At 49.0% G+C, this 25,638-nt stretch carries 16 protein-coding genes and 1 riboswitch; of the genes, 9 read left to right on the plus strand and 7 right to left on the minus strand.

Annotation, left to right across the window (positions count from 1 at the left end; all coding sequences use genetic code 11):
- Nucleotides 1-62: 62 nt before the first annotated feature.
- A riboswitch (guanidine-I (ykkC/yxkD leader) is annotated at nucleotides 63-203 on the minus strand.
- A 477-nt stretch (nucleotides 204-680) separates the two neighbouring features.
- The 8 genes from ACSV5M_RS10545 to treF all read left to right on the plus strand — a co-directional run bounded on the left by ACSV5M_RS10545 (nucleotide 681) and on the right by treF (nucleotide 15,042).
- Complete coding sequence (locus ACSV5M_RS10545; RefSeq protein WP_439176118.1) at nucleotides 681-3,086, plus strand: DUF1631 domain-containing protein; 2,406 nt, start codon at nucleotides 681-683, stop codon at nucleotides 3,084-3,086.
- Nucleotides 3,086-3,436 (plus strand): PilZ domain-containing protein, encoded by a 351-nt coding sequence (locus tag ACSV5M_RS10550; RefSeq protein WP_439176120.1) that lies wholly within the window; start codon nucleotides 3,086-3,088, stop codon nucleotides 3,434-3,436. The genes ACSV5M_RS10545 and ACSV5M_RS10550 overlap by 1 nt, the downstream gene beginning before the upstream one ends.
- A 446-nt stretch (nucleotides 3,437-3,882) precedes the next feature.
- Nucleotides 3,883-5,886, plus strand: coding sequence for an alpha-1,4-glucan--maltose-1-phosphate maltosyltransferase (locus ACSV5M_RS10555; protein ID WP_439176122.1), 2,004 nt, complete (start codon nucleotides 3,883-3,885; stop codon nucleotides 5,884-5,886).
- A gap of 8 nt (nucleotides 5,887-5,894) precedes the next feature.
- Nucleotides 5,895-9,221 carry a maltose alpha-D-glucosyltransferase gene (gene treS, locus ACSV5M_RS10560; RefSeq protein ID WP_439176124.1) on the plus strand — a complete coding sequence of 1,109 codons (3,327 nt, stop codon included), beginning with the start codon at nucleotides 5,895-5,897 and terminating at the stop codon, nucleotides 9,219-9,221.
- Complete coding sequence (gene glgB, locus ACSV5M_RS10565; protein ID WP_439176126.1) at nucleotides 9,218-11,422, plus strand: 1,4-alpha-glucan branching protein GlgB; 2,205 nt, start codon at nucleotides 9,218-9,220, stop codon at nucleotides 11,420-11,422. Before treS ends, glgB begins: the two co-directional genes overlap by 4 nt.
- Before the next feature lie 355 nt (nucleotides 11,423-11,777).
- Nucleotides 11,778-12,437, plus strand: coding sequence for a PEP-CTERM sorting domain-containing protein (locus ACSV5M_RS10570; RefSeq protein ID WP_439176128.1), 660 nt, complete (start codon nucleotides 11,778-11,780; stop codon nucleotides 12,435-12,437).
- 248 nt (nucleotides 12,438-12,685) lie between these two features.
- Nucleotides 12,686-13,453, plus strand: coding sequence for an SDR family NAD(P)-dependent oxidoreductase (locus ACSV5M_RS10575; RefSeq protein ID WP_439176130.1), 768 nt, complete (start codon nucleotides 12,686-12,688; stop codon nucleotides 13,451-13,453).
- Nucleotides 13,432-15,042, plus strand: coding sequence for an alpha,alpha-trehalase TreF (treF, locus tag ACSV5M_RS10580; protein WP_439176132.1), 1,611 nt, complete (start codon nucleotides 13,432-13,434; stop codon nucleotides 15,040-15,042). The genes ACSV5M_RS10575 and treF overlap by 22 nt, the downstream gene beginning before the upstream one ends.
- Before the next feature lie 161 nt (nucleotides 15,043-15,203).
- Here the strand turns inward: treF and ACSV5M_RS10585 are convergent, their stop codons facing one another.
- From ACSV5M_RS10585 to ACSV5M_RS10615, 7 genes are all read right to left on the minus strand, one after another.
- Nucleotides 15,204-16,124, minus strand: a complete 921-nt coding sequence (locus ACSV5M_RS10585) for a hypothetical protein (RefSeq protein ID WP_439176134.1) — start codon at nucleotides 16,122-16,124, stop codon at nucleotides 15,204-15,206.
- Nucleotides 16,125-16,424: 300 nt separating this feature from the next.
- Complete coding sequence (locus ACSV5M_RS10590) at nucleotides 16,425-17,189, minus strand: penicillin-insensitive murein endopeptidase (protein WP_439176136.1); 765 nt, start codon at nucleotides 17,187-17,189, stop codon at nucleotides 16,425-16,427.
- Nucleotides 17,113-17,760, minus strand: coding sequence for a DUF6928 family protein (locus tag ACSV5M_RS10595; RefSeq protein ID WP_439176138.1), 648 nt, complete (start codon nucleotides 17,758-17,760; stop codon nucleotides 17,113-17,115). The genes ACSV5M_RS10590 and ACSV5M_RS10595 overlap by 77 nt, the downstream gene beginning before the upstream one ends.
- Before the next feature lie 30 nt (nucleotides 17,761-17,790).
- Complete coding sequence (locus ACSV5M_RS10600; protein ID WP_439176140.1) at nucleotides 17,791-18,423, minus strand: PIN domain-containing protein; 633 nt, start codon at nucleotides 18,421-18,423, stop codon at nucleotides 17,791-17,793.
- Nucleotides 18,424-19,127: 704 nt separating this feature from the next.
- Complete coding sequence (locus ACSV5M_RS10605) at nucleotides 19,128-20,117, minus strand: hypothetical protein (protein WP_439176142.1); 990 nt, start codon at nucleotides 20,115-20,117, stop codon at nucleotides 19,128-19,130.
- Nucleotides 20,118-20,631: 514 nt separating this feature from the next.
- Nucleotides 20,632-21,096, minus strand: a complete 465-nt coding sequence (locus tag ACSV5M_RS10610) for a hypothetical protein (RefSeq protein ID WP_439176144.1) — start codon at nucleotides 21,094-21,096, stop codon at nucleotides 20,632-20,634.
- A 93-nt stretch (nucleotides 21,097-21,189) separates the two neighbouring features.
- On the minus strand, nucleotides 21,190-22,452 hold the full coding sequence (locus ACSV5M_RS10615) for a hypothetical protein (RefSeq protein WP_439176146.1): 1,263 nt from the start codon (nucleotides 22,450-22,452) through the stop codon (nucleotides 21,190-21,192).
- Nucleotides 22,453-23,380: 928 nt separating this feature from the next.
- Here ACSV5M_RS10615 and ACSV5M_RS10620 point away from each other — a divergent pair.
- Entirely contained in the window at nucleotides 23,381-25,621 is a 2,241-nt protein-coding gene (locus ACSV5M_RS10620) for a PQQ-dependent sugar dehydrogenase (RefSeq protein ID WP_439176148.1), read from the plus strand.
- The last annotated feature ends 17 nt before the right edge of the window (nucleotides 25,622-25,638 follow it).

Genomic DNA, 25,638 nt, shown 5'->3' on the forward strand with positions numbered 1-25,638 from the left:
TTACATCGGTTTAGTAGGAGCACTCTGGCTGTTAGCTGCAAAGCAGCTTGATCAGGCCATTCGTCTCCCGGGCTTTTGTCCCGCCGTGTAACCTCTGAACGTCGACTGGCTGGCGCCAAAACTGTCGATTTTCTTTACTTTGAGGTCGAAAGCTCTCGGACCAGTCACTGTAACTAACAGCCGGAACCCTAGCTTTCTATTGCAAATTGTCTTTCGTCCTGAACACCCAGAGTGCGGACAAGTGGTTCGACATAGCATTTAGCAATATGAGTACCAGTTTGCTTATAACCCTGTAAAACAAGGATTTCTTTACAAATTTCGACGATATCCGCAAGGTTTGTCCGGCGGAGGTGCGTTGCTTTGGTGCGTTTGAAACGGTGTTCTGCAATTTTCTGGTGCAAAAATCGCTGCGTTATGTGACAGAGGGTTCAGTAAAAAAGTGACAGTGTTATACATCTTGGAGTGAAAATTGCTCGCAACTTCATATCATTGCGAAGCGCATGAAACTGGGGGTGATTCGCAGATGCCCGGCAACAAAGTGGCAGGTTTGGCAGACAAAGCGTGACACTGGTCGCATTCAGTAGCGGAATTTACATAAGCTGCTAATATTGCCGCATTGTTACGCAAATTGAGGTGCCATAACAACGCCCAGTCAGCAGTCACCAGCACAGGGTTGGGATATGAAGATTATGGATAAAAATTTCGGGAAATTTTCCTCCACCAAGACGGGAAGCGATCGAGAACAGCCGATGACGCCAACATTAACTGAGCAACAGATTGTTCAGCACCTTAAACACTGTCGCGACCTGACCCGCAGCTTCGCCTATCGTGTATTTCCCCATTTTTGGCAACAGTGGCTCAAGGTCATGATGGAGCATGCCGAGCGCGCCCGCTCCAACAAAGAGCAAGTTGCCTTATTCGAAATTCAAAACCTGCTCACCGCCGTACAACAGGCGGCGGAGCATGAATTCAGCCAGCACCTGGGTAATGGCTTTGTTAAATTCAAGAACAAAACCCTGAGTACCCTGACTGGCGAAGAGCGTTTTAGCGGAGACATGCTGTCCCTGGTGGAGCATTCCGATCTGGAAGAAACCATCGCCATCACTTCTATTACCCATCGCGCCGACGCCTTTTATGCCGAGCCCCTGTGGGCCTTGCACCAGCGCCTGGCGTTGTTGAACGAAGGCGATAAGCTGGACGAGCGCAGTAATCCCGCCAGCCCGGTGCAATTCTGCGAAGCCTTGCGCAAGGTGCTCACCAGCCTGGAGGTGGACGTAAAAACCAAGATCATTGGTTACAAAACCTTTGACCAGGAGGTGGTCGGCAAGCTGGATGCGCTCTACGACGAGATGAACCATTACCTGATCGGTCAGCAATTGCTGCCCAACCTGAAGTTTGTTGCGGTCAACCAGGAAGACGCTGCGGCCCCGACGCAGGGTCAGGCCGGTGAACCGGCACAGGACGAACTGGATGAAAACCAACAGCGCCGCCGCGCCAGTGACCGCTTGCTGACCGGTGAACTCAGCCCCAGCGATGTGCAATACCAATCCAGCCTGTTCGGCGCGATCCGGTTATTGCAGGCCCATGTCAACCGCCAGGTAGCCGGCGCCGCGACTAACGCGCCCCAGGCCTTTACCGCGCAACAATTGCTGTACGCCAGTGGCATGGGCACCGGCAATCCGGCGGTTATGAATGCGCCAGTGCAACCCACGCAGATCCTGACCAATGAACAGCTGGTCGGTGTGTTGCAACACCTCCAGGTTCAGGCGCTGATTGCCACCCAACAAGTGATGGCTGCCAACCCCAATCCTGCCAACCTGAACCTGGTGGCCTTGCCGCCGCAAACCGTGGGCGATATCAGCCTGCAAATGCTGCAGCAGATCGCCTCTGAGCGTGAAGACGGCGCGGTGACCTCCACCGACATGCAAACCATCGATCTGGTGGGCATGCTGTTTGAATACATGCTCTCCGACGATCACCTGCCGGATTCCATCAAGGCATTGCTGAGTTACCTGCACACGCCGTTTCTCAAGATCGCCTTTATCGACAAAGGCTTTTTTGAGCAACCGGAACACCCGGCGCGCGTGTTGTTGAACAGCCTGGCCGAAGCCGGGGTACGCTGGGTCGGCAACGACGGCAGCGAGCAGCACGATATCTACACCAAGATCAAAACCACCGTCTTCCGTTTGCTGGAAGAATTTAAAAACGATGTGCGCATCTTCGCCGAGTTGCTGCTGGAATTTAACGCCTACACCCACAACGTTGCCCGCCGTCAGGAGTTGATGGAGCGCCGCGCGATGGAGAAAGTGCAGGGCGAAGAAAAATTGCGTGAAGCTAAATTGCAGGTCAACCAGGAAGTCCGCAACCGCACCGATCAGCGCGAACTGCCCTCGGCGATTCTGTTGCTGTTATTGCAACCCTGGTCCGACTACATGTCCTTTGTGTTACTGCGTTATGGCGATAATTCCGATAGCTGGCGCCGTTCGCTGGAAGTGATCGACCAATTGCTGTGGAGCATCGAGCCCAAGACCCTGCAGATCGATAAACAACGCCAGATCGAGCTGCACGTACCGCTGATGGCTGCGCTGGAACGCGGGTTCGAAACCATCGGTTACGAACAGGGCAAAGGCCGCAAATTGATCGAAGCGGTCATCTCTTTACAAAAAATGGCACTGCAAAGTCGCAAAGCCGAACCTGCACCGGCGCCAATGCGGACTAAACTGGAAAGTATGGCGGCAGAAAAAGCCGGACAAATGGTTGCCGCCAACGACCCGGTCACGCCGGAAGAAGCCAAGATCGTCGATAGCCTGAAGATGATTGAGTTTGGCACCTGGTTTGAATTCGAAGGTGGCAAACGCCTGAAAGTAGCCTGGTACAACAAGAAAACCCAGCATTACATGCTGGTGGATCAGCAGGGGCGCAAAGTCTCCCTGAGTGCCGGTTTGCAACTCGCGCGCGACATGATTGCGGGCAAGGCCAAAGTCATCATCGGCAGCACCAAACCCTTCTTCGAACGTGCACTGGAAAATATCTACCAGACGCTCAACGAGCGTGCAGAGACGTTAAAGGTCGGGACCGCCCAATAATGACAGGAATATCCAACGACCGGGCGCTACAGCGCCACGGTATCAATGGCGCCGTCGATGTGTACGACAGCCTGCGTGACGTATACATCGGTCGGCTGGTCAACATCCACAGCGAAGGCTTGATGATCATCGGCGATGTGCGCCTCGAAGAAGACAAGCTATACAAACTCGATTTGCACCTGCCGGAACACGTCAACGGCCGCAACTCCATCCACATCGGCGTCGACTGCCTCTGGACCCGCAATGCGGATTACAACGGCAAACACTGGGCCGGTTTTAAAATCATCGATATCTCACCGCAGGGTGCGGAGGATATTGAGGCTTTGGTGGGGGTGTTGGGGGAGGGATGATGCCCTTCCTCACGTCGACCACTTCTAGAAAAGATAACCGCGCGTTAATTCCTTTCATGAGCGTGACTAAATTTCAGCTTATTGCTCTTTGGGCAACACGCAACCAATAATAGCACTCTCCCACTTCCTTTTATTTTTGTAAAAAATATTTTTAAAATTCTAACGAATAGTCGTTTCGTTTAAGCGAAACGCAAATATTATTTTTTTAAACCTAATCACCAAAAAAATTAAAAAATTTCAAATTTTTGGCACATTATCTCTGCGTTTAGTACAGATTATGTTCACAGCCGAACATAGGTTTTGATTCAATGAGAGCACCATAAGGCTATTGGTGAAATAGCCTTGGAGAAGTGCTGCTAGCCGCCACACATGAGTGTGTGACTCTTTTTTCCAGCATCAGCAAGGCTTTACCGAGGATGCAAAACGGAAAAGAGAGGAAGGTTACGATGTCGCTTGCCGAAAACCGAATTCATACCGCAGCACATCCCACTGATGTGCATGCCGCGGTAAAATTACCTCGTATTGCAATAGAAAATATTGAGCCCGTTATCGAAGCGGGGCGCTTCGCTGCAAAAGGTACCGTTGGAAGTCCGATAACCGTCCGTGCGGTAATTTTTTCTGATACGCACGATAAATTGGCCGCTACAGTGTTGTGGCGCATGGAGGCTGAAGAGAAATGGCAAAGACTGCCGTTGAAAGAATTAAGTAACGATCACTGGCAAACATCCTTTACACCAACACGTGCAGGCAGAATAGAATTTGCTGTCGAAGCCTGGTGGGATGTTTATGCAACATTCGTTTACGAGATCACCAAAAAGCATTCTGCTGGTGTGCCCATTCATCTTGAATTACAGGAAGGTGAGCTGTTGGTGCGGCAGATTGCCAAGCGCGCATCGACGCAGCAGGCTGAGCAGGTCCATGGATTGCTTCAGCAACTTGAAAAGGCGCGCAATGACGATGAATGCCTTGCTGTTTTACTCGCACCAACCACAGCGCAAATTATGGGCAGTATGGAAGCGCATCCACACCAGATACGCAGCCCGGTTTATTTAGTTGATGTAGAACGAAAGCTGGCGCAGTTTGCGAGCTGGTATGAATTGTTTCCGCGTTCCGCAAGTAACCATCCCGATCACCACGGCACATTTAATGACGTCATCGAGCGCCTGCCAGCCATCAGCGCCATGGGTTTTGATGTGCTGTATTTTCCACCTATTCATCCCATCGGTGAACGCAATCGCAAAGGACGCAATAATTCTCTTGTTGCCAATACCGAGGATCCCGGTAGCCCTTATGCTATCGGCAGTGCGGAGGGCGGCCACGAAACCATACATCCGGCACTGGGGACGCAGGAAGATTTTCGTGCGTTGGTAAAGGCGGCCCGTGAATACAAACTTGAGATTGCGCTCGATTTTGCAATTCAATGCTCACCTGATCATCACTGGTTGACGGAGCACCCCGGCTGGTTCAGTTGGCGACCGGACGGCAGTATTCGTCACGCTGAAAATCCTCCTAAAAAATACGAAGACATCGTTAATGTCGATTTTTATGCAGAAGCCGCACTTCCCGATTTATGGCTAGCGCTGCGCGACGTGGTGGAAGGATGGGTAGAGCAGGGCGTAACACTTTTTCGCGTAGACAATCCACACACCAAACCCTTGCCCTTCTGGGAATGGCTTATTGCCGACATTCGCCATCGTCACCCGGATGTTATTTTTCTGGCTGAAGCATTCACCAAGCCAGCGATGATGGCGCGCCTGGGTAAAATTGGTTTCAGCCAAAGTTACACCTATTTCACCTGGCGCAATACCAAAGCGGAATTGGAAGCCTACTTCACCCAACTCAATGAGCCGCCCTGGCGCGACTGCTATCGCCCAAATTTTTTCGTCAATACGCCAGACATCAATCCGCGTTTTTTGCATAACAGTGGGCGTCCGGGATTTTTAATTCGCGCGGCCCTCGCCACCATGGGTTCAGGTTTGTGGGGAATGTATTCGGGTTTTGAAATTTGTGAAGCTGCACCGGTCCCGGGTAAAGAGGAGTACCTTAATTCTGAAAAATATGAAATTCGCCCGCGGGATTATTTCGCACCGGGTAACATCAATGCGGAAATCGCCCAGCTCAATCGCATTCGTCGATTAAACCCTGCCCTACAGACTCACCTGGGTTTTAAAGCTTATAAAGCCGACAACGACAATATCCTCTACTTCGGAAAACGCACACCAGACCTCAGTAACTTTATCCTGATCGCTATCAACCTCGATCCATTTCACGCCCATGAAGCCTCCTTTGAATTACCGCTGTGGGAATTCGGTTTACCCGACTTCCATAGCATGCACGGCGAAGATCTGATGAACGGCCATACCTGGACCTGGTATGGCAAAACCCAGTGGATGCGTCTGGAGCCCTGGCATCAGCCATTCGGCATCTGGCGCATTCGCCCAGTACGGTGAGGTGAGTCATGGCGAAGCGCGCCAAGCCTGCGGCCTTTTTAAAAGATCCTCTGTGGTACAAGGACGCGATAATTTATCAGGTGCACGTGAAATCGTTTTACGATTCCAATAACGATGGCATCGGCGATTTTCCCGGCTTGATTGAAAAGCTCGATTACATTGCGGACCTTGGTGTAAATACAATTTGGCTGTTGCCATTTTACCCCTCGCCACGTCGTGATGATGGTTACGATATTGCAGAGTACCGTGCCGTGCATCCTGACTATGGTTCGATGGCCGACGCACGTCGATTTATTGCAGCGGCGCATCAACGCGGGTTGCGGGTAATTACCGAACTGGTTATTAACCATACCTCGGATCAACATCCCTGGTTTCAGCGCGCGCGCCAGGCTAAAAAAGGTTCCAGGGCGCGCAACTATTATGTGTGGTCCGACAGCCCGGAAAAATATGCCGGCACGCGCATTATTTTTCTCGATACCGAAAACTCCAACTGGACCTGGGATCCGGTGGCCGGCCAGTATTTCTGGCATCGCTTTTATTCGCATCAGCCGGATCTGAATTTTGATAATCCGCAGGTGATGAAAGAAGTACTCAGCGTGATGCGCTTTTGGCTTGACCTGGGTGTGGACGGCTTACGTCTGGATGCAATTCCCTATTTGATCGAACGCGACGGCACCAACAATGAAAATCTGCCAGAAACGCACGATGTATTGAAAACAATCCGCGCCGAGCTGGACGCAAAATACCCCGACCGTATGCTGCTCGCCGAAGCCAACCAATGGCCGGAAGATACGCAACTCTACTTTGGCGGAAAAGACGGAGGTGAAGGCGATGAATGTCACATGGCGTTTCATTTTCCGTTGATGCCACGCATGTATATGGCCATCGCGCAGGAAGACCGTTATCCCATTATTGATATCTTGCGGCAGACGCCGGAGATTCCCTCCAATTGCCAATGGGCGATTTTTCTGCGCAACCATGACGAGCTAACGCTGGAGATGGTGACCGATAAAGAGCGCGATTATTTATGGAATTACTACGCCTCTGACCGCCGCGCGCGCATTAATCTGGGCATTCGCCGCCGCTTGGCGCCGCTGGTTGAACGCGACCGCCGCCGTGTGGAATTGCTTAACAGTTTGCTGCTATCCATGCCGGGCACACCGACCTTGTATTACGGTGATGAGATCGGTATGGGCGATAACATTTTTCTCGGCGACCGCGATGGTGTGCGCACACCGATGCAATGGTCCGTTGATCGCAACGGTGGCTTTTCCCGCGCTGATCCAGCCGGTCTCGTCTTGCCACCGATTCAGGACCCTTTGTACGGCTATCAAACGGTTAACGTTGAATCGCAAGCGCGCGATCCGCATTCGCTGCTGAACTGGACACGCAGAATGCTCGCCTTGCGCAAGCAACAAAAAGCCTTTGGTCGCGGCACATTAAAAATGCTTGCGCCGACCAATCGCCGTATTCTGGCTTACGTGCGCGAATACACCGGTGTGGATGGTCGTCATGAAGTCATCCTGTGTGTGGCCAATTTATCGCGTGTGGCCCAGGCAGCAGAGTTGGATCTGTCCGCGTTTAACGGCAAGGTACCTGTTGAGATGGTGGGCGGTGCACCTTTCCCACCCATTGGTGAATTTTATTACCAACTGACGTTACCCCCCTACGCGTTCTATTGGTTCTTGCTGGCCGATGAAACGCAAATGCCGGCGTGGCACATCGCCCCGGTTGAACGTATGCCGGAATTGCCAACGCTGGTTATCAAACGGCAATTGTCAGAACTTCTGCAAACACCGGCGCGCACCACACTTGAGCGCGAATCGCTGCAAACCTATTTGCCCAAACGTCGCTGGTTTGCCGGACACGACGAAACCGCCGGCGGCGAAGTGCGTATGCTTTATGCGCTGCCATTTAGCGAAGAGGGTGACATTTCGGTACTCGCCGAAGTGGAGTTGAACGTTAACGGAAATCTGAGTCAGTATCAGTTGCCACTGTGTTTTATTCCCGAAAAAGATCCCCATACGCCCAGGCAAGAAGCATTAGCGCTGGCTCGTTTACGGCGTGGCCGCGAAGTGGGGTTATTGACCGATGCGTTAACCTTACCGGCGTTTACGCGGCAGGTATTACGTAATTTGCGCAACGAATATGTGATGGAGTGGGATGATGGGGAAATTCAATTTATCGGTACCACGCAACTCAATCATGTAGAAGACAAACCGGACGATGAAGTAAACGTACTTTCTGCCGAGCAATCCAATACGTCTGTCATTATTGGCGATTCGATGGTCTTGAAAGTGATTCGGCGAGTGGTGCAGGGCATTCATCCAGAGAGTGAAATCGGGGGTTATCTCACGGAGCAGGGCTATTCAAATATCGCGCCCATGCTCGGTGAAGTGCGCCGCATAGACGCTGAGGGACAAGCGCACACTCTGATGATCCTGCAAGGCTTCCTCACCAATCAGGGCGATGCCTGGCAATGGACGCAGGACACACTTGAACGTGCGATTCGCGATCAGCTTGCCGGTGGTCTCTCGCAGGTTGAAAACCAATACACAGCGATGTCAGAACTTAAAGCCTTTGCGCACAAACTTGGCCGACGCCTCGGCGAAATGCATTTAACACTTGCACAAGCTTCCGATAATCCGGAATTCGGTTCGCTACCCGTCACCACCACAGAGACAGATGCATGGGCCAAAAATACCAGTGAGCTGGTGCGTCAGGCGTTGGATGCCATTAGCACCGGCTATGTATTCGGGCCAGAAGGTACACGCTACTCCAGTTGGCTGCTCACGCACCGCGAGGAGTTGATTGCGCTCGTACATAAACTCGCTGCCGAATCTGCCGGAGGTATTCGTACGCGCGTGCACGGTGATTTACATCTGGGCCAGGTACTTGTTGTGGGCGGTGATGCCTACTTTATCGATTTTGAGGGCGAGCCTAATCGAACTATGGCGGAGCGTCGCGAACGCCAGAGCCCACTCAAGGATGTCGCAGGTATGTTACGCTCGTTCGACTACGCTGCAGCTATGGCAATACGTGATGCCCAGAGTACCGACGAATCACTCGAGGCAGAAAAAGCGCGGCGAACTATTGCGGCGCAGTATCTTGAGCAAACGCGTAGTGCGTTCCAGGATGCTTATTGCGAAGCAGCTGCAGGTCTACCGCACGCCTGGACGGTGTGTCACGGGCCGGACGCCGCGCTGGCATTATTTCGCATTGAAAAAGCCGCATACGAAATTCTCTACGAAGCAAACTTCCGTCAGGAGTGGCTCGATGTACCGCTACAAGGTCTGATGGATATCACCCTACATTATCTGGAGCGTAACCAGTGATTGATCAATCTGTGTCTGCTCTTTCTGAAGCGGAGCGCGGCCATATCGAAGCGTTGGTCCGTGCCTGCCACGGTGATCCGTTTGCGTATCTCGGACCGCATTCGCAGGGCGAAGAATGTATCCTGCGCGCCTTTATGCCGCGCGCCATCAGCGTCGAGGTACTTGATGCATTTACCGGTAAATCCCTGGGTGTAATGTCGCAAGACCTGGCGCCGGGTTTATTTACGCTCACGATGCCTACACGCAAACCCTACCGCTACCGAATTCTGTGGGCGAATGGCATGTGTGAAATGGAAGACCCTTACGCCTTCGGTCCACTGCTGGGAGATATGGATTTATATTTGTTCGGTGAAGGTAATCATCGTGAGATGGGTCGGGTTTTTGGCGCGCAACTGACGACGCATGAAGGGATATCCGGCGTGCGCTTTTCGGTGTGGGCGCCCAATGCAAGGCGTGTTTCGGTCGTGGGAAATTTTAACGCTTGGGACGGTCGTCGCTATCCGATGCGCGTGCGTTATCCTGCCGGTGTATGGGAAATTTTTATACCGCGATTGCAAGCGGGCGAAGTGTATAAATTTGAAATTCTCGATTGTAACAGTAGCGTTACCTTGAAGGCAGATCCTATGGCCCTGGCGACCGAGGCACCGCCAGCAACCGGTTCCGTGGTCAGTGCGCCCCTCGAATTTCAATGGCACGATCAGCAATGGATTCAGCGGCGCAACACCGCTGATCCTTATAAACAAGCCATCAGTATTTATGAAGTACATGTGGGCTCGTGGCGGCGCGGTTGGGGCGAAGATCCGATCTACAATTGGCATGAGCTGGCAGACCAGTTAATTCCCTATGTTGTCGATATGGGTTTCAGTCATATTGAGTTATTACCCATCATGGAACATCCCTTTGGTGGCTCCTGGGGCTACCAACCGCTCTCACAGTTTGCGCCTACTGCACGTTACGGCAACCCCGCCGATTTCGCGGCCTTCGTGGATAAATGTCATCAGGCGGGGATTGGCATTATTCTCGATTGGGTGCCCGCGCATTTTCCCACCGACGCGCATGGCCTCGGTCAATTCGACGGCACCGCGCTATATGAATATGCCCATCCCTTTGAAGGCTTTCACCAGGACTGGGATACCTATATTTACAATCTCGGCCGCAACGAGGTGCATGGCTTTATGCTCGCCTCCGCCCTGCATTGGTTGCGTGCTTACCACATCGATGGCTTACGAGTCGACGCCGTTGCCTCAATGCTCTATCGCGATTATTCGCGTGAACAGGGCGAGTGGATTCCTAACCAATACGGTGGCCGCGAAAATCTCGAAGCCATTGATTTTTTGCGGCACCTGAACGATGTGGTTGCCAGCGATGCGCCCGGTACCATGGTTATTGCTGAAGAATCCACCGCCTGGCCCGGTGTAAGCCGCCCAACGCAAGAGGGTGGCCTCGGCTTTATCTACAAGTGGAATATGGGTTGGATGCATGACACGCTTAAATACGCGAGCGAAGATCCACTCTACCGAACGTTTCACCATCACCAACTGACATTTGGTTTGCTTTACGCTTTTTACGAAAATTTTATTTTGCCGATATCCCACGACGAAGTGGTCCACGGTAAAGGTTCACTGCTCAACAAAATGCCCGGCGACCACTGGCAAAAATTTGCCAACCTGCGACTTTACCTGAGCTTTATGTGGACCCATCCCGGGAAAAAATTGTTGTTTATGGGCTGCGATATCGCGCAGTGGCGGGAATGGAACCACGACGAACAACTCGATTGGTTCTTGCTCGATTACCCTGAACATTGCGGTGTGCAGCAATTGCTGAGAGACGTCAACCACCTGTACCGCAACGAGCCTGCACTACACGAGCTGGATCACAAAGGGGAGGGGTTTCAATGGCTCATCGGCGATGACCACAAAAACAGCGTCTACGCCTGGTTGCGCCGTGGCACAAGCGGCGCGCCGCTATTGGTTGTGCACAATTTCACGCCGACCCCACGCCCTGGTTACCGGATCGGGGTACCCGTCAGCGGCAGCTGGAAGGTTATGTTAAACAGCGATGCCGAATGCTACGGTGGATCAAACTCCGGTGTGGCTGCTGCATTCGCTCTCGAAGAGCACGGCCACGAACAACCCTACATGCTCCAACTGGATTTACCGCCCTTGGGCGCATTAATACTCAAGCCATCGTCACAACATTAGTGTCAGTTCATGCACATTAAACAATGCGCACATGAACCAAAACGGGTCTATCGCGTCCAGATAATTGCGGCATAAATTTTGGAGGAAACGTCATGAAGATTATTCTGTGGATCATTGGGATTATTTTTATTATCGGATTGCTCGTCGTTTTTGGAATTTTTGATTTGATATTTTAAATTCGCGCCAAAATAGCAGTAATGCGGCGATTTACTCCTCGGTAATTTTGTCGGAATACCTTACAAGGTAAGGTATTCCGCATTGCTGTGATTTTTGACAAGGTGTTGATTTTAAAAAGTCTTATAAAAAATGGCTTACAATCTGCTTCATAAAATACTCCATACAAAGGAGGTATTTTATGCGACAGGTTATTTCCATTCTGCTCTTTCCACTATTTCTTGTTTCTTTAAATGTCAATGCGCTTTTAATCACTGATACTTTTGTTGTCGAACAACGACTGATGAGCGATGGTGGAGCAGGCCACGTTTTTGACCTTACCTCCGTCGGCTATTCCCCAGCCACAGATTCGATTACCAACATCAAACTCATTTACGACTTCACGGAAATTTATTCGGAAGATAATCTCGGCGATGAAGACGAATATCCGGATACTGATGACATTAACTGGCTTCCATACGTGAACGAAATGGTTACCTTCAGTTCCTGGATATTTGGCTGGCGAGACGTTCATGGTGACATCGATACTGGCTTAACGGTTTTTGAAACTGATTGGATCCGCAATGATTGGTGTCAGTTTGAGATAGCTGCAGTACCCGGTGATGATGATACGGTTTATTGCGCCTTGAATATTGATTTGGATGGAACCATGAATGCCTGGGTTACCTCTCATACGGATCATTTGTGGCTGCACACCATTACAGTAGAAATAGACGTTGATCGTAGCGTAGATGTGCCTGAGCCAAATTCCGCGCTGTTGCTGGGGCTTGGACTGTTTGCTATAGGTTTATTGCGGCGGTTTAAATTTCGTCGAATAACAGATCGGGTTAATCACCGTTAACAGCGAATTCTTGAACCCGCGCTTTTCCCGCTGATCGTAGAGCGCCCGGTGCCGACGAAATCCGTACTCGTCTAACCGGGCTGTATGAGCAACAACTCCCTTGACCAGATATAAAATCATCCCCATCCGCTACAATCGGCTCGATTTATCGAGTCACACACTCGGTGTCATGTTTAACAGACGCATGTCTAAAAATCCGTGATAATTACCGCCATTCACCGTGAAATCACATCATTCGGGGCACGCCGATGAGACTGACCAACAAAGTAGCTTTGGTTACCGGCAGCACGCAAGGTATAGGCCTGGGTATTGCCGATCGCCTGGCAAAAGAAGGGGCCGACATTATTATCGCCGGGCGTGTGGAGGATGAACGCTCGGCGGCGGCAGCTGAGCAGGTCCAGGCCCACGGGCGCCGCGTGTGCGTACTGGACGGTGACATTTCCGATGTAGCAACCTGCCGGTATCTGATTACCGAAGGCGTGGCGCAGATGGGGTCAATAGACATCCTGGTCAATAATGCCGGGGTAGAAAAACCTGCACCTTTCTGGGAGATGACAGAAGCGCATTTTGATCGCACCATGAGCGTCAATTTAAAAGGCGCGTTCTTCACCGCCCAGGCTTTCGTGCAACATCTGCGCGATACCGGGCGTGGGGGCAAGATTATTAATATCAGTTCCGTTCACGAAGAATTACCCTTTCCAAACTTTACTGCCTATTGCGCGAGTAAAGGCGCGCTCAAGATGATGACGCGCAATCTGGCCATTGAGTTGGCGCACCTCGGCATTACCGTCAATAACATTGCACCGGGCGCCATTGAAACGCCCATGAATAAAACCTTGCTCAATAACCCTGTACTACTGGAAAAGTTGCTGTGCAATATTCCGCTACGGCGCCTGGGGCAGCCGGAAGATGTGGCTGGCTTGGCCGCGTTCCTCGCATCAGCGGATGCAGATTATGTTACCGGTTCGACCTTTTATGTGGATGGAGGCCTGTTGTGGAATTATACGGAGCAGTAATACCCACTGCTGATGATGAGTTAGTTGATGCTGATGATATTCAACATTTATTACCACCCGATACCCTGACGCCCGCAGACCGCTATCAAGAACTGTTTGTCGCGGTGCAAATGAATGAAATATTTTCCGATAGCAAAACCTTTGTAGACTGTGTGCCGCGCCATGATCCTGAGCACATTCTTCGTGAGTATCGTGCAAATTGCGCGCGCGAGGATTTTGATTTACGGCAGTTTGTGCTCGATAACTTTACCGCCGAGGAAGCGCCGCCCGATTGTTTTGTCGCCAACCGTGAACTGAGTCTGGCGGAACATATAGATAGCCTGTGGGATGTATTAACCCGCCGCCCGCGCAAACATCCCAAGCGTTCATCGCTGCTCGCCTTACCTCATGATTATGTGGTACCCGGCGGGCGTTTTAGCGAACTGTATTATTGGGATTCCTACTTCACCATGCTCGGGCTACTCGACCGCAAACGGTCGGACTTGTTACGTGCCATGGCCGACAATTTCGCCTACCTGATTGACACCTACGGCCATGTGCCCAATGGCACCCGCAATTATTACCTGAGCCGGTCACAGCCGCCGGTGTTTTGCCTGATGGTGGATTTATTCGAAACCGGCGGCATTCACAAAGCGCTCGATTATTTACCGCAGCTGCGTAAGGAATACGCTTTCTGGATGGATGGTGCAGATGATTTGCGCCCGGGAGAAGCACATCGCCGCTGTGTGCGCATGGCCTGCGGTGCATGGTTAAACCGCTATTGGGATGATCGCGATGGTCCGCGTGAAGAATCTTATTTTGAAGACGTAACCACCGCGCGTGCATCGACCCGCCCGGCCCACGATGTCTATCGCGATTTGCGCGCGGCAGCAGAATCCGGATGGGATTTCAGTTCGCGCTGGCAAACCGATCCTCATTCATTAGCAACCATTCGCACCACGGCCATTGTTCCGGTGGATCTTAATTGCCTGCTGTTTAAGCTGGAACGACAGATCGCCCGCCTGTGCGCACAAGCCGGTGAAATACAGGCAGTGGATGATTTTATTCAACGCGCGAATGACCGTCAGGCCGCGATCAATAAATACTTCTGGCGAGAGAGTGAAGGCGCCTACATGGATTACGATTGGCAACTGCAACAACAGCGTGACAATCTCACCGCGGCCACGGTAGTTCCGCTGTTTGTCGAGATGGCCAGCCCTGAACAAGCCAACGCCGTCGCCGACACCATCCGCCAGCGCCTGCTCGCACCGGGTGGAATCTCAACCACAGAGCTTGGCCAAACCGGCCAACAATGGGACCGCCCCAACGGTTGGGCGCCGCTGCAATGGCTCGCGATTCGCGGGCTGCTCAACTACTGCCACACCGAACTTGCCGCCGACATCCGCGAACGCTGGCTGACAATCGTCGCCGAGCTTTACCGGGCAGAAGGCAAGCTGGTGGAAAAATATGTACTGCGCCCGACGCTTGAACACGCGAAGGGCGGGGAATATCCGCTACAGGATGGTTTTGGCTGGACTAATGGTGTTACCGCAAGATTATTGCGGGATGATCCGGCGCATAGTGCCAATCGTTGTCGGGCGAGTCTTTGAGGAAAAACGACAGGTCAAATTTTAAGTCGCTCGAAACCCTAAGGTCCAGCTAAAGAACGGCAGAATTGCAATGTCGTCAACGGACTTTTTCTCTTATAGCATTTCAGATCCTTTATTTCTGGATGTGCTCACCTTTTAACTGAAGCGGTAATAGACCGCATTCAAAATGCATTTTCGCCCATAGCATCCAAATAATCCTTGGCCGGATCATATTCAGGAAAAAATTTGTTATGCTTTTTATCTTCTATATCTTCAAATGGTCCCAGATTCATTGCTTTACGTTTTGCTTCAAGGTCATCATAAATTTCCTGGGCCCTCTCAAGGATGTGGGACTTGTCCTCTTGGCTAAGTATTAAGGGCTTATGCAGCATACCGCTATATCGATTGAGGACTCTCGGAGCATCTTGATATTTTTTTGTTTGCAGCCCTCGTAAGGCTGCAAACTCCAAAAATGCCAGTTCTTCCAGTACAGCATCATGAACTTGAGCGTGATCTCGAAGATCAAACCCTTCCATAGAAAGGTGGGCTGCGGAGTTGACTAGCTCCATATCGCCATATATCAAAGACAGTTCAATATATTTTTCCTTTTTTTGTAAATATTCCTCCCAGCGTTTGATATTTTCTTCCGGCTCATCATTGAGGCTGTCCATTGGAGGATTAGTTATCAAGCGATTGGCTAGCACTTTGGCAGCAAGTAAATCTCCCCCATCTGCAAGGGTTTCTAGAGTACTGTTGTCATAGGCACTATAAATTCGAGCATTTTCTCCAAGCAAGCTATGATCATATTTTTCGTTAGAACCAATGTATTGCACTGAGGGGCCATCATAAGAGTTTTCTGTTGTCTGCGCGGGTGCTTGAATTTCTTGCGGTGAGCCAGCGTTACCGTTTATCGTATTTGCAATTGGTGGATTGTTTTTATCTGTAGCAAGAATAGCTTTCTCACTATGATTAGTTGTCTTAAATGTAAAGGCAGCTATCGCCAAACCTATGACTAAGAAAGCGCTACTTAATACGCGGGAATTGTTCATCATATTCTCCTCTGGATCACCAACTGCCTGCACCTCTGCAATCGGTTCGAGCATGTTTTGCTGCTTCGAAACCATTTTCACAAGCTTGCCATAAATTATCTCGATGCCCAGTTGCTTTATTTACGCAATCCGAATACTGATGGCTAGGAGGTGCCCAAGTCACCGATCCACCCAATTGTTGCCCAGACACTTCTTTTCGCTCACACTCTTGTCTAGCGCCGTTCATGGCGCTATATTGCGTACTAATTTAGATACTTGGTTAAGTCTGGCCACGTTTGTGTTGAAAGAGGCAGGTCTCAGTCGAAACCTATACCAGATGTTTTTCATTGCTTATTGTTAATTTTTTTAGCGCCGCTACTTGCAAGGAATTGCGAAATCAACATGGTAATGTTCGTCATGCCGCACCCATGAAGGTGTTTTTGAAAATTGAATATTTTTAGCCAGATAGTTCCCGTGTTTGGTTTTGAACAGGTTCGGTTGCAACTGTGGGTCAAAGATTACCCGCCACAAGTCATAGCCTCGTTTTATCGACTCTTTATGCAGCGCGACAATATGGGCAGCCATCGCCTCATAATCTATAGTGAATTCTTCATAAGTTCCATCATTGCCAAATTCAATGTTATAACCGAACTTGTTAAACGGATGAGTCGGTAAATGAACAGACTTGCCAGTTTTATCTATGACTGAAACCATAAAGTCTACAGACAGGCCATTTCTATGAGTCTTATGGGGTTTAAATTGACCACCCTCCTCGAACCCCGTTTCAGCATATTTAAATACTTTGTCGGGATTTGTGGTTTCGAGGTCTTTGTACCCAGCCAGAATGATTTCACTTACATGGGAATGAACATAGGTTCGACCAGCTGCTCTCGCTATTGAGCTATACCCTTCAAAGTTGGCTCCTGATGCAGGGAGTTTAACTCCATTTTCTAATCTTCCATCGGAAGTGGTTCCGTAGCAGGTGCTTTTCTCTGCAACTGCTACGGACGTGAATAAAATCAGAATAGGTAATAGTTTTTTCATATGACAGCTTTGTTGCCTTCTACCAAATTTTCCACCAGGGTTTAGCTCGCTTAAATCCAAAGAGAGTGATGTTCTCTGGCTCAATGAGATCTTCATTTGCAAAGCCTTCTAATTGATAACCAAAAAGTTGCTTTAATACCTCCTCTCCAAGCTCTAAGGGATGAAACTTGAAGCGATATTCCTCTGCATTCTCATCCTCAGGATCAATCGCCGGGTAATCTCCATTCCAGTAAGGGATTTCGAAGTCGAACTTTTTACCTATATCTTCGATTATTCCACTATCAGGAGAAAGACTAAGGGATCGGCTTAGCTCTCCATCCTCCCATTTAGCGAAAGCGAGCCAATCAACAACACTATGCATAGCGTGTAAATAGATGTGTTTAAAGGGGGACTCAGAGATGAACCGATTGTTAATCTTTGATGGATTATCTATTCCGAATTCTTTGGCAGCGATTACGGCAACTCCATCGAAATGCCCCGCATATATCACATCATCAGGAGGAGAGGTATAAGACAAATCAACGTCTTCGATTTTCTCAAGTTTTTCGTCGGGATATAGACGATTTAATAAAGTTACCGTTTTTTCCAGATCTGGTTTGGGGTAATTTTTAAATCGTTCTGAAGGTTGTTCATTTGAATAAACAATCATCCATGTTTTTGCGCCCATTATTATTCCTCGCTTAGATTGAAAGGTGCTCTAAATGTATACCACCTTTTTTTCATTTATAGAAATAGCTTTTTGCGACTTCATTTCTTCAATGATAAAGGCTATTTCTTGCTCCGTTAAAGATTTTTGAAACAAAGAATTGATTGTGCTGCTGAGCGTTTCTAAGGTTCTGGGCTTTGATGCACCTCGTTGTGCAAGATTAGCCATAACAGCAGAAGCCTTTTCTGAGGGTGACTTTAAATTGGAAATTTTAATCAAAGGTATTTCAGAAATTGATTTTACTCTGGATGCAAGGATTTTCTTGCTTTTTAAGTGCTGGACAAGTGGATCGAATCCTGAATCTTTTGAGATTATGTGAAAATATGAATCCGGCTCTAGAGCTGCAATTTTCCCGATATAAAACGCTATATGAAAGTCCAGGGCATTACTGCCACTGCTGGATATTTTTATATATTCGGCTCTATCCCCCATCGCCTGTAAAGCGGATGCAACCTCGTAAGTAACTTTAGTTTGACTAGCTCCCACAAATACTAAAACATGGAAGTGGTCAGCGTCTAAAGCCGTCATATAGCTCGGCTGTACATTTTCATAATCTATCAAGACGTAATTTTTTCTCAAAACACATTCTCCATGTGGGATGGTGGGCTTACCTTCTTGGGGCATCGTGTCCGCATGTGGTTCCTTAACGAAGCGTGATGAAACGAAAGTCCAAGCCCACGAAGCGGGCGAACGACACGCGTTACCTATGCAATTTCATTGCTCCTCACTATATTTGATATCTCTGCGTTACGACTTAACACCGTTTTGATCTTCCCCACCAAAAGTAGACACTGTTTCAGACACACATTTTTTCATAAGCTGCTTAAAAATGATTGGAGATTTTGTAACCCAGAGTGCTATGTCCTGCGGACCCCACAGGCTAGAGTGAATTTGACCAATTTGTTACGCTTTCTTCTTGATTGCAAAATATACCAATACGGAAAAACCCCACGCTATTAGTAAGTAACTAGGAACAACATATAAAAATATTTTTGATGCATTATCCATCCTCTGTTCCTCGTGCAGGAAAGGGAATGTTAGTTTTCGATACGAAATGAAGAAAACGGCTAAATTTAATGCTGCACTTACCAAGAAAAACAAAATGCTAAAAATATATGACTTCATATCTTAATTGATTTCCCAAAACCAAATTTCTTTGGCATTTTCTAGACCCTCGTTAGGTGGTAGTGAGGTGTCGACTTTTCTTGGGGAACTCGGTTCTCTAACGCCGCTGTATGGGGCATTTTTTGCGTAGTGGAGTTTTGGGGTAAAGTGGCGTAGCCACCCCAAAACGGAACGAAGCAAAAAATGTCCCTATAACAGCTTTGTTATGTTTCACTTGACCGCTCCAGCTTTACCCTACGAACTGACCCTGGTTCAACCAGAGTTGTCGACATTCCCTCAGATTTATATTCAATATGCTCTGCTTGTGATGCATATTTCCTAAATTTGAAAATCGCATCTGCCTTTTTGTATAGCCTATAGTCAGACGTTAGAAAACAACCACACATTGACCCATAACCAAGATGTTGTCCATCAGACAGAATGTTCCTAATTTTTTCTCGATTCGGTAGTCCTTTGTCCGGATGATAGCCAATCATATTAAGAATCAAGTGGCAACCAGCTACATCACCGACTCTGCTTCTTTCCAACTCAACATTTGGGATAGCTTCAAAACTAAAAAATTGTTCTTTTGTTACTCCGCTTAATTTTGAACTTAATCGCTCCCAAATTTCGTCAATAGGATTTTGATCATTCTCATGTAACGAAGTTGCCCCTTTGGGATATCCAAACTCCGTACGAGTTTTTGTAAGCGGCCTTCTTGTAGACAAATCTCCTTGGATTAACGTCTCGAGGTCATTTGACGCTAATTTGGCTCTTTCTTGAATATCGTTCGCCTCCTCACCAAAGTATTGTTTCATGTCGTCCGCAAGAGATAATAATGTATCTGGAGCCTTTTTTAACTCTTCTATATTGTCAGCTCCCAACATCCTTAACAATAACTCATTAAGAGATGCTTCAGCGTCAGGCCGCTCCACATAATCAGATTTGTAATCTTCAAACTTTTTATACGGGTCTACATATTCTAAACAAACACCTATGCTATCAATGTCATACTCACCGTTTTCATTTGTTACCAACGGGACAGCATTTAGTGCTTCAAGACCTTTCAGTATTTCCAAGCTCCCAGTTCGTATCATTTCATCAAAATGAACACTGGAATAAGCGAATCGAACGGAGCCAATAGTGGTAATTTCTAGCTCGCCAGTTGCGACATACCGATAAATATTGGAATCAGCATAGATTGTAATAGTCATAAATAATCGTCAAAAGGTTCCTTGCGCCCGACTCCGAAAACATAACAGTTCAATAGTGCGGACCTCTTGGTCCGCATATTAGTTTTTAAATTAAAGCCCGCGATCTAACTGAAGCTCTAATGGCGATTCACTAGTGATTCGCACTGTGAAGTGGTTTCCGCCCACTGGACACGGACATGTATCCATCTGATAGGAGATCCACCATTTACGAGAAATATGGTCGAACGTAAGAGAATAGATCGAAAACCCCTCCGTTCCGATACCTTTTACAGCCAAAAATCGTTCGGCCGCACGGATGGCTTCATCTGGATGCAGCAAGGGCTCTTTGACATCGCCATACACTGCGCAAGAAACTAAAAATATCGTAAGTGCTGCAAGTGCTCGCATTGGCAGTGCCTATTTAACGCCGTGTACAACGGCAGTTTTTAAGTTGCGGCTTTGTGGGTTACTTTTGCACAGCAAAACCACAAAGCTGCGACTTAAAAACTGTCCAGCGCACGCAGTGCGCGGGTTGCTACACTTTGTTAGGCTTCTTTTCATATTGCATTGCAAGCTGTTCTATAAGAACACGCTCTTCTTCACCTACACTAGATTCAAGATCTGCAAGTATTCCGGCAATAATATAGTACTCAGTTTCGTTTTTAATATTGCCACGTTTCAATATTTTTTTGTATGACGAGGAATAGCGGCGACGAATTTCAGAAAATGTAACAAGCCCGTGCTGATGAAGAGCTGCATCCAGTCGTTGAATATACTCAATGGGCTGATGCATTAAATCTTCTACAGTGTCATTTACAGCCTGCCTTAAGCCTTCAAGCGCTATTGAGCGACCATGTTCTTTAACTATACGCTTACAGACATTTGTAGGATGTGCCTGGCTATTCGGATCTATTTCTCGCACATGCGTTGAATAGAAATCGATATATGCATGTAATTCGTTGTATTCACGTTCTCGCTCGGGTGACATTGGTTTGGACATATTTGTGAGCCTAACGACCGACTCTGCGGCTGGTAAAAGTGGAGGCGAAGCCGGAGCTTTTAACAGTGCGACAGCAGCCGCTTGTTAGCACTTTTAGATGTCCCATATTTCCCCTTTATATAGTCGATCATTTATTTTAGGGGGATTTTCTTTAACACTTGGGTGGTTGGCCAGAATCAACCGTAGTGTTCTAACTGCGTCATAGGCGTTAATGACTATATTACGCTGCTGTTTGAACAACTCCTGATCGAATGCATCAGCATTGACTTTATGTGCGGGTTTTTGACGAAGCTGCCTAACTTTTCGAAAAGCCTTCATCATATTTTCGATTGGTTCAGGATCGGCAGGACGAAAATATTTATTAATCCAATCCTCTAGGATTTGTATTGTTCCTTTTTGGTTTACAATAATTTTCCCGTCTTCGCGCTCTTTCTCACTTTCAAGCTCAACGTCATTTTCAAAGAATTTCTTGTTGATGTTGTCTGACATCATTTTGTCTAAAAGCAACATGAAGTTGTTGAATTCTGACTGTGTAGGCCGCAAAAGAAACCCAAACTCTTTAGGAGTTTCCTCGTCGTAACTATTTCTAAAGAGAGCGGGTTTTCCAATCAATACACTCATCTCGTTGATAATTTTTAGCTCTTGTGTAAAGGCTCTAAATATTGACATTCTTGAGCCCCAAGACCCCAATATACTCGAAGCATAATAATCAGGATGAAGCTTTATACTCCCTTTTACTTCCTTGGCGGCCCAGACTCTTTGGTGCTCAGGGCTAAGATTGCCCAAGTATCGCAAAAAGACTGCTACATATCTGTTTAGATCATCGTCGTAGGCAAAGCCAAATGTCTGTAGGAGTATCTGATCATGCTCTGGAACGCTATCAGACTCAAAAAACTCATCGGTAATGGATATTTGGCCATGAATAAAATCAGTTTCGTATGAATAGCGAGGGTCGTTTCGATAGTATTCCAAAACAGACAAGTCGAAAGTTCTATAGTCGAGTTGGCCAGCCCCTCTCGCCAACTCCAATTCGTAAGGTGACTGACTGTATTCGGCAAGCCTGTTAGAGTTGGTCAGTCTTTTTTCATGGGGATATAGGCATATATGACCTGGATATTCTGAAGCATCGAAGGCCTCAAGTATTTTGTCCTTTGGGATGTTTGAAAAAACTCTGATATGAGGATTACCATCAACTCTGGCTGTCAGGATGTCATCTTCGATTCCTTTCCGTACCGATGCTTTAAAGGTTTCACCATTAATGTCGAAGACGCCTTCAAGGCCGTAAATAGGCATTCCATTAAAGTCACCAGACGAAAAATATTTTTCTTCGACGGCTGTGTATATTTCTTCGATCATCTTAATATTCCGATACTTCTTTGAGTGCTAACATTGTAATATCGCGCATGCGCGCTTCCCGCCTCATCTTCTCCATCAAGAAAACTCAGCAACCTCTAATTTAACTAACTAAACTTCCAGTTTTCACAGAATGCTTGAGAACAAAAACGCGCATGCGCGTTAATCTCCCACGCATTGCGCGTTATCATTCTCGCTCCGAGCCCAAGTCATTGTTCACAAAAAGACTTTCTCAAAACTCCCACCGATAACACGCAACCACCAGTAGCAAAACGCGCACAGATTTAAATCCCCTCGAAATATACCTGTATAAACCAGGGTTCCAGCAGCGGTAATTTCCATTGGGCTGCGCATACGGCTGCTGAGATAGCAGAGGGACTTACCCACCCAACAACCGAAGCGCTAAAGAAGATTCTAGCCTCATTTCACCCGTTTGCCCCCATAAAGCCTCAATACGCCCACATCCCCGAAACCAGAGCGGCCAAAGCTCATCCCCTATCGCCCCATAGGGACCGCCGCGCGTCTACCTGTTTGCGCTAACATTTCTTTTCGCTTCGCCTCTTGTCTCCCGCCATTCATGGCGTTATATTGCGCACCAATGCTGGTATTACTTTGTGCATCGAAGTAGTTCACAGAGGCAGGATTCGTGAAATCCTGCTTTTTAATGTGACAAAATGTTTGCGCAAACATGGCCAGATATCCAGTTTACAAGTAGGGGTTGGCTTGTTGTTGGGGATAAAGGGGACGCAGTTCCCCGGTCCTTTGTCAGCTTCTCGTCCACGGTTTCAACAAGGTGCTTGGCGGGGTAACCCGCCTTTTTTATGTGCTTCAGCTAACCCTTGTCGCAGAGGGTGCGTTAGTCAACGGAATGTTTGCCGGTCGGCTGTTATCTATATAGGTTCATCACTTATATAAAAATGCCGGGGGTTACATGACGATCCTGACGCAGAACAAGTGCTTCCTTCCTCTTCTTTTTATACTGCTGATCCTCGCCGGGTGCGGTGGGTCGTCAGGTTCTGACAATACGCCTGATCCCGCGCCGCCTCCGCCGCAAAACCCTAATCCGCCGTCTGAAGAGGCCGGGCTGGATGCGCGCCCGGCTAATACAACGTGCCTCGCCCCCGAGCCGCCTTCGACGGATTCCAGTATTCAATTAACACGCGTCTTTAATGACTTGTCGTTTACCCGCGCGGTGGGTTTGTTGCACGAGCCGGGCAACGACGCGCGCTGGTATGTGATTGAGCAGCCGGGGCGGGTGCGGGTGTTCAATAATGCAGCCAGCACCAATCTGCGTACGTTTATTGATATCCAGGCCCGTGTGGACGATGGCCCCTATGAGGCGGGGTTGTTGGCCATGGCCTTTCATCCGGACTTTGCGAACAACGGCGAAGTGTTTCTGTATTACATTCGCGATGAAGAAGGGGCGCGCAGCCGCGATACCTTGTCGCGCTTTACCAGTAGCGACGGCGGACAAACGCTGGACCCGGATTCCGAAGAGATTCTGCTGAGCCTTGAGCATCCTTTTGATAACCACTACGGCGGGCAGCTGGGTTTTGATGAGGACGGCTATTTATATTTAAGCCTGGGCGACGGTGGCTCAGGTGGTGATCCGGGCAATCGCGCGCAAACCACCAGCAATGTATTTGGCTCGCTCATGCGTTTTGATGTGGACGGCGGCACACCTTACGCGATTCCTGACAGCAATCCCTTTGCCGGTAATGCGTTGTGTACCAACCTCGATGGCACTAACGACGCGGGCACAAATTGTCCGGAGATTTTTGCCTGGGGTTTGCGTAATCCCTGGCGGTGGAGTTTTGATTCGGCCACCGGTGATATCTGGTTAGCGGATGTGGGGCAGAATGAAATAGAAGAAATTAATCGCGTTACCCTGGGCGGCAATTACGGTTGGCGTTTGCGCGAGGGTAATCAATGTTTCAACCCGTCGACCAATTGCGGCACTGCCGGGTTGATTGATCCGGTGGCGGTTATTCCGCAGCCGGATGCGCAATCCATTACCGGTGGTTATGTGTATCGCGGTAATACGATTCCGGGGCTGGTCGGGCAGTATGTGGTGGCCGATTTTATTACCGGTCGCCTGTGGCGATTAACGGAGGAGGGTGGCGATTACACCTTGAATCTGCTCGAAGAAACCGGCATGAACATCGCCTCGTTTGCGGAGGATATGGACCACGAATTGTACCTGGTCACGCACAACGGGCAGATTCATCGGCTTGATCCGGCGGGTTCCAGCAGCGATAACTTTCCGCGCCTGCTGTCGCAAACCGGTTGTGTTAACACCACTGATCCAACCCAACCGGCCAGCGGTTTAATTCCTTACACGGTCAATGCACCTTTCTGGTCCGACGGTGCCGATAAACAGCGCTGGCTTGCGTTGCCTGACGATACCACTATTACCATCAACGCCGCGCAGGATTGGGAATTTCCCAACGGCAGTGTGTTGATGAAAAATTTCCATTTGCATGAGCGCCTGATCGAAACGCGTTTGTTTATGCGGCATAACGATGGCCAGTGGGCCGGTTATTCCTACGAATGGAACGCCAACGGCACCGATGCGGAATTGGTGGTGGGCGGTAAGGTGGTGGACATTGAAGGTCAACCCTGGATTTACCCCAGTAGCAGTGAATGCATGCAATGTCATACTGCGGCGGCGGGTTTCAGCCTCGGCCTGGAGACCGCGCAATTAAATGGCGACATGACCTACCCGCAAACCGGCCGCACGGCGAATCAGTTAATTACCCACGATGCTATCAACACCTTGCGCGATCCCTTAAGCGATACGCCGGAAAATTTGCCGCGTTTGGTCAATCCGGCTGATACTGCTGCGCCGCTGGACGAGCGTGCGCGTGCGTATTTGCATACCAACTGCGCGCAATGCCATCGCCCGGATGGGCCGACCAATGTGAATTTGGATTTGCGTCACACAACGGCGTTGGCGGATATGAATATCTGCAACGTTGTACCGCAAAACGGCGATCTGGATATCGCAGATGCGCAGCTGTTAGCGCCCGGCGCGCCGGAGCGTTCGTTGTTACTGCAACGCATGCAGCGTCGCGATGCCCTGGGTATGCCGCCGTTAGGCAGCAACCTGGTTGACGAAGCGGGGGCGGCCTTGATTGAGGACTGGATTGCCAGCATCGGCACTTGTCCGTAATTTTTTTGATTTGTGAC

This window comes from Cellvibrio sp. ARAG 10.3 (assembly GCF_051846955.1).
Taxonomy (GTDB): domain Bacteria; phylum Pseudomonadota; class Gammaproteobacteria; order Pseudomonadales; family Cellvibrionaceae; genus Cellvibrio.